Consider the following 7,880-nt stretch of genomic DNA (forward strand, 5'->3'; position numbering starts at 1 on the left):
GGCCCCAGGTCCGAGCCGGCCCGGCCAGCCGCCGCCGGCACCCCGCCGGTGCCGACCCGCTACGCGGACATCAAGCCCGTGGCCGAGACCTCGGGCCTCGACGCCGGCTCGGGCAGCGCCGATTCAGGCAGCACCGATTCGATCGAACCCGCCTCGGTCAAGGCCGTCCTGCTCTCCCCCGACGACACCCCGACGCCCGATCCCGAGGCGTTCGCCGACATCACCGCCTCCGGCGGCAGCGGCACGCACGGGGACATCGCGGCCAGGCAGCCGTCGATCATCTCCCGCTCCGGCTGGGGCGCCGACGAGTCGATCCGCTGCCGCAGCGCGAGCTACGACCCCACCCTCGCCGCGGCGGTCGTGCACCACACGGCGGGCAGCAACAACTACTCCCGCGAGGGGTCGGCCAGCGTCATGCGCGGCATCTACACGTACCACGCACGCACGCTCGGCTGGTGCGACGTCGGATACAACGTGCTGGTCGACAAGTACGGCCAGGCCTTCGAGGGCCGCCACGGAGGACTCAGCCGCAACGTCCAGGGCGCCCACGCCGGCGGCTTCAACGGCAACACCTGGGGCATCTCGATGATGGGCGACTACTCGACCGTCTCCCCGTCGGACGCCACCGTCCGCAAGGTCGGCGAGATCATCGGCTGGCGCCTGTCCGTCGCCGGCGTCGACCCCAAGGGCACCGACACCCACTACTCCGAGGGCACCTCGTACACCAAGTACTCGTACGGGACCGCCGTCCGGCTGCCCAACATCTTCGCCCACCGCGACGTCGGCCTCACGTCCTGCCCGGGCAACTCCGGTTACGCCAAGATGGGCCAGATCCGCGACATCGCGTCCTCCTACGCCAAGAGCGGCGGGGGCGGCGCCCCGGCCCCGACCCAGCCGAGCCCCAGCCCGGGCACGGGCGGTGGCACCGGTGGCGGCGGTGGCACGGGAGGTGGCACCGGTAGCGCGGATCTCCCGTCGGTCATCACCCAGGGAAGCGTCCAGGAGGCCGTGACCTCCGCATTGCGGACAGTCCTCACCGGCGGCAAGCTCGATCCCGCGACCCTGACCCGGATCCTCACCGGCGGCAAGTCGCTGTCGGACATCCCGCTCGACGCGGGGTCGGTGCAGGACGCCATCGGCCTCGACGCGGGCTCGGCACAGAACGTGCTCAGCCGCGACTTCTCCGGGCTCGCCCAGAAGCTGGCCGGCCCGCTCGGCAAGGCACTGTCCGGAGTCCAGCGCTTCGGCGACGTCTCCCTGGTCAAGCACGAGAACGGCGCGCTGTACTCCTCACCCGAGACGGGCACGCACCCCGTGTGGGGCGTGATCGGCGACGCGTGGGCCGCCCAGGGCTTCGAGCACGGCCCGCTCGGACTGCCGGTCTCCGCGGAGGCCGAGCGCGCCGACGGGACGGTCGCCCAGCGGTTCGTCGGCGGCACGCTGGTCTACGACCCGGCGACCCGGGAACTCACCGTCGAGCCGAACCCCTGATCCTCGGCCGGCGCCGCCCGATCACCGGGCGCGCGCCGGCCGACCACATCGTGCGGACCGGGTCCCACCAGGTGTGCACCCCTCCCCCACCCGGGGCGGCGTGCACACCGGGGAAGTGGTGGGGACCGGTCCGCATCCCATTTCGACCCATTTCGACAGGGCCTCGGTCGGGTCCGCCGCTCAGCCCCACCAACGCCGTAGGACGTGCGCGATCCCGGCTTCGTCGTTGGTGAGCGTGACCTCGTCGGCGGCCGCGTGCACGGAGGGGATCGCGTTGCCCATCGCGACCCCGTGATCTGCCCAGCGCAGCATCTCCAGATCGTTGGGCATGTCGCCGAACGCGACGGTGACCGGAACCGCGTCGGACGGGACGGCCGCGCCGGCCGCCGTCCCCGCCGCGATCCGGGACAGCCCACTCGCCTTGGTCACACCGCGGGCCGCGAACTCGATCAGCCCGTCGGTGGTCGAGTAGGTGAGATCCGCCAGGTGGTCCACCTCCCCGCGCAGTGCCGCCGCCATGTCGGCGCTCGGCATACCGGGGACCCGGGCGAGCAGTTTGAGCACCGGCTCGGAGAGGACCTCGTCGTGACCCACCTCGAGGTGCGCGGGATGGATCCAGGCGTGTTCGTAGTCTGGGCTGGCCACGAAATCGGCATCCGCGGCGTCGGCGCCCAGGCGCTCGGCCGCGATCCCGCTGCCGGGCAGCAGCCTGCGCAGCACCTCGTCGATCGCGGCGAGCGTTTCGGGATCGAGGAGACTGGTGGCCAGGAACTCGCCACTGTCGGTGTCCATGATGACGGCTCCGTTGGCGCAGACCGCCAGGGGCGCGACGGGCAACTGGTCGACCACCTGGGGCAGCCAGCGTGGCGGGCGTCCGGTGGCCAGGACGAACGTGGCCCCGTCCGAGACGAGGTCCGCCACGACGGCCCGGTTCGCGGCCGGGACGAGGTGATCGTTGTCGATCAGGGTCCCGTCGACGTCGGAGGCGACGAGCAGCGGTCGGGAACGGGTCACGGAGCGTCCGGGCCCGCCGGTCCCTCCGGCTCGTCACCGGCATCGGCATCCGGGTCGACTGCCTTCTGGGCACGGCGTCGCATGCGCTCGGCGTGCTCGGCCTCGTCCAGGGCGGTGGCCTCCTCCAACGTGGGGGCGGAACCGCCGAGGCGGGCGGGCACCCAGTTGGCGCCGGCCGGGTAGGCGCCGTAGCGCTCCGCGTACTCCTGTTGGAGGCGCTCCAGGGTGGCCTGGATGCGGGAGCGCAGCTCCTCGGTGCACTCTGCGACGGGCTCGTAGGCCCGCATCGGCTCGCCGACCTCCATCATGATCGGCACCTTGGGGCGCAGGAGCTTCTTGGGCAGGCCCTTGGTCCACACCCGCTGCGATCCCCACAGGGTCACGGTGATGATGGGGACATCGGCCGCCAGTGCCATCCGCACCGCGCCCGACTTGAAGCCCTTGACCTCGAAGCTGCGGCTGATGGTGGCCTCGGGGAACACGCCGACCAGCTCGCCGGCCCGGAGACGGGCGACAGCCTCGTCGAAGGACGCCTTGCCCGCCGTCCGGTCGACGGGGATGTGCTTGAGCTCGCGCATGATCGGCCCGGACACCTTGTGGTCGAACACCTCGACCTTGGCCATGTAGCGGATGAACCGCTTGTGCACGCGCGCCGGAATGCCGCCGTAGACGAAGTCGAGGTACCCGGTGTGGTTCATCACCACCACCGCCCCACCGACCTCGGGGAAGTTGCGCTCCCCGCGAATCGTGAGGTCCAGGCCCTGGACCTTGAACATTGTGCGGGCGAACCCGATGATCCCCGTATAGAGCAGCTCCACGGCCACCAGCGTAGCCGCCCGCACCGACACTGGTGCCCGCCCCTGCCGGTAGGTTCGGCGGGGTGGATGACGCCCCCTTCGATTCGGTCGACCCGGTGGCACGCGGCCGCCACTACTCCTGGCCTGCCCTGCCGGATGCGGCCGAGCGCAGCGTGCACGCGGGTCTGGAGGCGCTGCGCCTCATCATCGACGGCGAGCGACACCTCTCCCCCGGCGCGCACACGCTCGGCGTCCGCTTGTCCGCGGCCGAGGTGGGCGCGGTGACCATGACGGCCGAGCCCGCGGAGTGGGCGCTGAACAACGGCGGGACGGTCCACGGCGGGATCGTCTCCGGGTGGGTGGACACGGCGCTCGGCTACGCGACGGCGACGGTCGTGGAGGAGGGCGTCGGCTACAGCACCCTCGACCTCACCGTGCGGTACATCCGGGCGCTCCGGTTGGAGCGCACGCCCGCCACGATCCGCGCGGAGGTCGAGCACGCGGGCCGGTCGACGTGCGTGGTGCAGGTCCGGGTCACCGACACCGACGGCCGGACGTGCGCCAGCGCGAGCGGCGTGATGATGCTGTTCCGCCCGTGACCCGGGCGGCGGCCCGCGAGGCGTCCGACGACCTCGTCGTCGTCCCCGGACACCCCGGCGACCACCCGCGGTTCGTGGTCAGCGGATCGGCTCGAGCACGTCCTTGCCGACGAACGGCCGCAGCGCCTCCGGCACCACGACGGAGCCGTCGGCCTGCTGGTGGTTCTCGAGGATCGCCACCAGCCACCGCGTCGTGGCGAGGGTGCCGTTGAGGGTGGCGGCGGTCTGCGTCCGACCCTCGTCATCGCGGTACCGCACACCCAGGCGGCGGGCCTGGAACGTCGTGCAGTTGGAGGTCGAGGTGAGCTCGCGATAGGTGCCCTGGGTGGGGACCCACGCCTCGCAGTCGTACTTCCGGGCCGCCGAGGAACCGAGATCGCCACCCGCGATGTCGATGACGCGGTACGGCAGGCCCATCGCCTCGAGCATCTCCTTCTCGAACCCCAGCAGACGCTTGTGCTCGGCGTGCGCCTCCTCGGGCCTGCACCACGAGAACATCTCCACCTTGTCGAACTGGTGGACGCGAATGATTCCGCGGGTGTCCTTGCCGTGGCTCCCGGCCTCGCGGCGGAAGCAGGAGGACCAACCGCAGTACCGCTTCGGGCCGTCCGACAGGTCGAGGATCTCGCCCTGGTGGTAGCCGGCGAGCGCCACCTCGGAGGTGCCGACCAGGTAGAGGTCGTCGGCGTCGAGCTTGTAGACCTCGTCGGCGTGCGCGCCGAGGAACCCGGTGCCCTGCATGATCTCCGGTCGCACCAGGACGGGCGGGATCATCATCGTGAAGCCGTTGGCGGTCGCCTTCTGCGCCGCCAGCTGCAGCATGCCCAGCTGCAGCAGGGCGCCGTAGCCGGTGAGGAAGTAGAAACGCGCGCCGGAGACCTTCGCTCCGCGCTCCATGTCGAGCAGCCCCAGGCTCTCGCCGAGCTCGAGGTGGTCCTTCGGCTCGAAGTCGAAGGTCGGGATCTCGCCGACGCGCTCGATCTCCACGAAGTCGTCCTCGCCGCCGGCGGGCGTGCCCTCCTCGACGACGTTGGACAGCAGCCGCTGGAGTCGCTCGACTTCCGCCGCGGCGGTCTTCTCGGCCTCCTCGGCGTCCTTGACCGCCTGCTTCAACGCACCCGCGGCCTTGAGCAGCGCGGGACGCTCGTCGGGCGAGGCCTGTCCGACCTTCTTGCCGTGGGCCTTCTGTTCGGCGCGGGCCCCGTCCGCGGCCGCGATCGAGGACCTGCGGGCCTCGTCGGCGGTGAGCAGCTGGTCGACCAGCGACGGGTCCTCACCACGGGTGCGCTGGGAGTCGCGGACGACGTCGGGGTTCTCGCGGAGCAGCTTGAGATCGATCACGCACCTCAGCCTAGCGGCCCCACCCGGCCGGCCCGAGCCGCGACCGTGGCCGCGGGTGGATCAGACGCCGAACAGCTCGAGGAAGGCGTCCTTCTCGAACATGCGCGCGGTGTCGACCGCGGTGGGTGTCCCGCCGTAGGGGTCCGCACCGGCCTCGAAGAGCGCGCGGACGACCTCGCCGTACCCCTTGAACACCGCTCCCGCCAGCGGCGTCTGGCCCCGGTCGTTGGCGCGGTCCACCTCGGCGCCGCGTTGGAGCAGGGCGCGGACGGTGTCCGGGTGCCCGTTGTAGGCGGCGAGCATCAGCAGGGCGTCGCCCCGCTCGTTGGTGAGGTCCGGGCTCACCCCGGCGTCGACATACGCCGCGAGCCGCTCGGTCTCGCCGTCGCGGGCCAACTGGAACAGCATCTGTGCGAACTCGAGGACCTCCGGGTCCACCCCGTCCCGCGGCGAGCGCACGTCGCCGTCCGCACCGGCCGGCTCGTCGTGGTTCTGTCCGCTCATGCAGTGGATCCTATCGGGACCGCGCGATTGCGGCATCATGGAAGGCGATGACCACTTCCACCCGATCGTCGCGCCGTGGTCGATCGCTGCTCCGCACACGGGGCGCGGTCATGGCCTCCCTCCTCGCCATCCTGTCCGGCGGGGCGGTCACCGGTGCGCTCATGGCGTCGGCGATCAACGATCCCAATTCCTCCCGCGCCGAGCGCATCGCGGCGGTCGTCCCGCAGGTCGACCCGCGCACCCTGTCGGGGCCCGCGTACGCCGAGGCCGCTCCGGGTACCTGCCTGACCTGGTCGCTCGACGCCGCGGACCGCGTCACCTCGTTCGACACGGTGGACTGCGCCGAGCCGCACCGGTTCGAGGTGGCGGCCCGGATCGACCTGTCGGAGGTCCCCGGTTTCGGGGAGGGTGCGCCGCTGCCGGTCAGCGCCGAGTTGGCGCCGGTGGGGACCGAGCGCTGCCTCCCGCTGATCTCCCGGCACGCCGACGGGCGCGAGGTCGACCCCGACGGCCGCTTCACCGGGCTCGTCGTGCCGCCGTCCGAGGAGGGCTGGGACAAGGGCGACCGCAGCGTGCTGTGCGGTGTCGCCGCCGCCGAACTCGACGGGCGCTCCGCCCTGTCGACGGGCACGTTCGCCGAGGCCGACCAGCACCGTCGGTGGGACCCGGGTACCTGTCTGGGCTTCACCGACGAGGGCCTTCCCGGCGCGACCACGCCCTGTTCGGAGGACCACTCGATCGAGATCGTCGCCGACGTGGACGTCTCCGGTGTGTTCCCGGAGGGGCCGGTCCCGCCGGACCCCCGCCAGCAGTCCGAGCTCACGGCCGACGCCTGCCGGGAGGCCGGTGTCGCCTACCTCGGTGACGCCGAGGCGCTGCGGCGGACGACCCTCATCTCGACGCTGGTCAACCCGATCTCGGAGGTGTCGTGGCAGACGGGTAGCCGGACCGTCAACTGCGGGTTGATGAAGGCCGCGGAACCCGGCCCGTTCGCGGTACTGCGGGGGTCGGCGCGCCAGGGCGTGCTCGTCGACGGAGCCACCCCGGTCGCTCCCACCACCACGCAGATCCCGCCGCCGGGTCAGCCGCCGGGAGGCGTCCCCGGAGCGCCGACCGACGCGGGCCAGGGCACGGTGTCGGTACCGGTGCCCGGCGGGACGCCGTGAGCCTGAGGGTCGACGAGACACGCTTCGAGGAGCTGGTGGACGACGCGTTGGACTCGGTCCCGGACGCGCTGTTCGAGGCGATGGACAACGTCGTGGTGCTCATCGCCGACCGCCACCCGGACGAGCCCGACCTGCTGGGCCTGTACGAGGGGGTGGCGCTGACCGAGCGCGACACCACCTACTCGGGGTTCCTCCCGGACACCATCACGATCTACCGGGGCGCACTGTGCGCGTTCTGCTCCACCGAGGAGGAGCTGGTCCACGAGGTGGCGGTGACGGTGATCCACGAGATCGCGCACCACTTCGGGATCGACGAGGAGACGCTCCACGCGCTCGGCTGGGGCTGAGCTCGATCTGGGCCGAGCTCGATCGGGGCCGAGCCCGCCGCCGTCAGTACCCCGGCCGCCCCGGGTGGTCGCCCCACCGTTCGCACGACCAGCCGCCGCCGTCCGGAGCGAGCTCGATGACCCCGCAGTTGGAGATCCGGTTGTCCAGCGCCCACTGCGAGGGGACGGCGCCGGCGAACACGGCGAGCATCCGCATGAGCGTGCCGTGCACCACCAACACCACGTCCACGGCGTTGTCGAGATGGGACTCACGCAGCTCGGCGATCAGCGGCATCGCCCGGTCCCGCACGTCCAGGGCGCTCTCGCCGTCGGGGAGCCGGGAGGCGAGGTCGCCGAGCTCCAACCAGTCACGCACCACCCGGTTGTAGGCCAGGAGCGCCTCGGCACCGGTCTGCATCTCGTAGCGGCCGGCCTGCACCTCGTGGACGCCGGGCACGGCCTGGGTGGGCAGGCCCATCTCCCCGGCAATGAGCCCGGCGGTCTCGCGGGCGCGCGCGGCCTCGGAACTGAGCACGACGGACGGCCTGATCCCCGACCCGGCCAGCTCCCCGCCCACCAGCCGTGCCTGATCGCGGCCGAGGTCGGTGAGCGGTGCGCCGGGCAGGGCGGTGTCGAGGGCGC

At 72.2% G+C, this 7,880-nt stretch carries 9 protein-coding genes; 4 read left to right on the forward strand and 5 right to left on the reverse strand.

The features are described from left to right. Positions 1–1,491, forward strand: a 1,491-nt coding sequence (locus G6024_RS11670) for an N-acetylmuramoyl-L-alanine amidase (protein ID WP_159148769.1), incomplete at its 5' end; no start/stop codon positions are given. Positions 1,492–1,671: 180 nt separating this feature from the next. Here the strand turns inward: G6024_RS11670 and G6024_RS11675 are convergent. Both G6024_RS11675 and G6024_RS11680 read right to left on the reverse strand, forming a co-directional pair. Next, positions 1,672–2,505: an HAD family hydrolase gene (locus tag G6024_RS11675; protein ID WP_069388725.1), complete on the reverse strand. Its 834-nt coding sequence runs from the start codon at positions 2,503–2,505 to the stop codon at positions 1,672–1,674. Further along, a complete protein-coding gene (locus G6024_RS11680) occupies positions 2,502–3,323 on the reverse strand; it encodes a lysophospholipid acyltransferase family protein (protein WP_069388731.1) in 822 nt (273 codons plus the stop codon). Before G6024_RS11680 ends, G6024_RS11675 begins: the two co-directional genes overlap by 4 nt. Positions 3,324–3,385: 62 nt before the next feature. Here G6024_RS11680 and G6024_RS11685 point away from each other — a divergent pair, with 62 nt between their 5' ends. Then, the gene (locus G6024_RS11685; RefSeq protein ID WP_069388726.1) at positions 3,386–3,901 is read left to right on the forward strand and encodes a PaaI family thioesterase; all 516 of its coding nucleotides are present in this window, start codon (positions 3,386–3,388) and stop codon (positions 3,899–3,901) included. Positions 3,902–3,979: 78 nt separating this feature from the next. On the opposite strand, the gene serS is transcribed toward G6024_RS11685, so the two are convergent. Continuing rightward, positions 3,980–5,242 (reverse strand): serine--tRNA ligase, encoded by a 1,263-nt coding sequence (gene serS, locus G6024_RS11690; protein WP_159148770.1) that lies wholly within the window; start codon positions 5,240–5,242, stop codon positions 3,980–3,982. A gap of 60 nt (positions 5,243–5,302) precedes the next feature. Beyond that, entirely contained in the window at positions 5,303–5,746 is a 444-nt protein-coding gene (locus G6024_RS11695) for an ankyrin repeat domain-containing protein (RefSeq protein ID WP_067714851.1), read from the reverse strand. Between the two features lie 47 nt (positions 5,747–5,793). Here G6024_RS11695 and G6024_RS11700 point away from each other — a divergent pair, with 47 nt between their 5' ends. Beyond that, complete coding sequence (locus G6024_RS11700; RefSeq protein WP_227022107.1) at positions 5,794–6,912, forward strand: septum formation family protein; 1,119 nt, start codon at positions 5,794–5,796, stop codon at positions 6,910–6,912. Further along, positions 6,909–7,259, forward strand: a complete 351-nt coding sequence (locus tag G6024_RS11705) for a metallopeptidase family protein (protein WP_069388729.1) — start codon at positions 6,909–6,911, stop codon at positions 7,257–7,259. Before G6024_RS11700 ends, G6024_RS11705 begins: the two co-directional genes overlap by 4 nt. 43 nt (positions 7,260–7,302) lie before the next feature. Here the strand turns inward: G6024_RS11705 and G6024_RS11710 are convergent. Next, a partial coding sequence (locus G6024_RS11710; protein WP_159148771.1) for a histidine phosphatase family protein occupies positions 7,303–7,880 on the reverse strand: 578 nt, incomplete at its 5' end.

It is taken from the genome of Dietzia maris (assembly GCF_014144855.1).
GTDB lineage: Bacteria > Actinomycetota > Actinomycetes > Mycobacteriales > Mycobacteriaceae > Dietzia > Dietzia kunjamensis.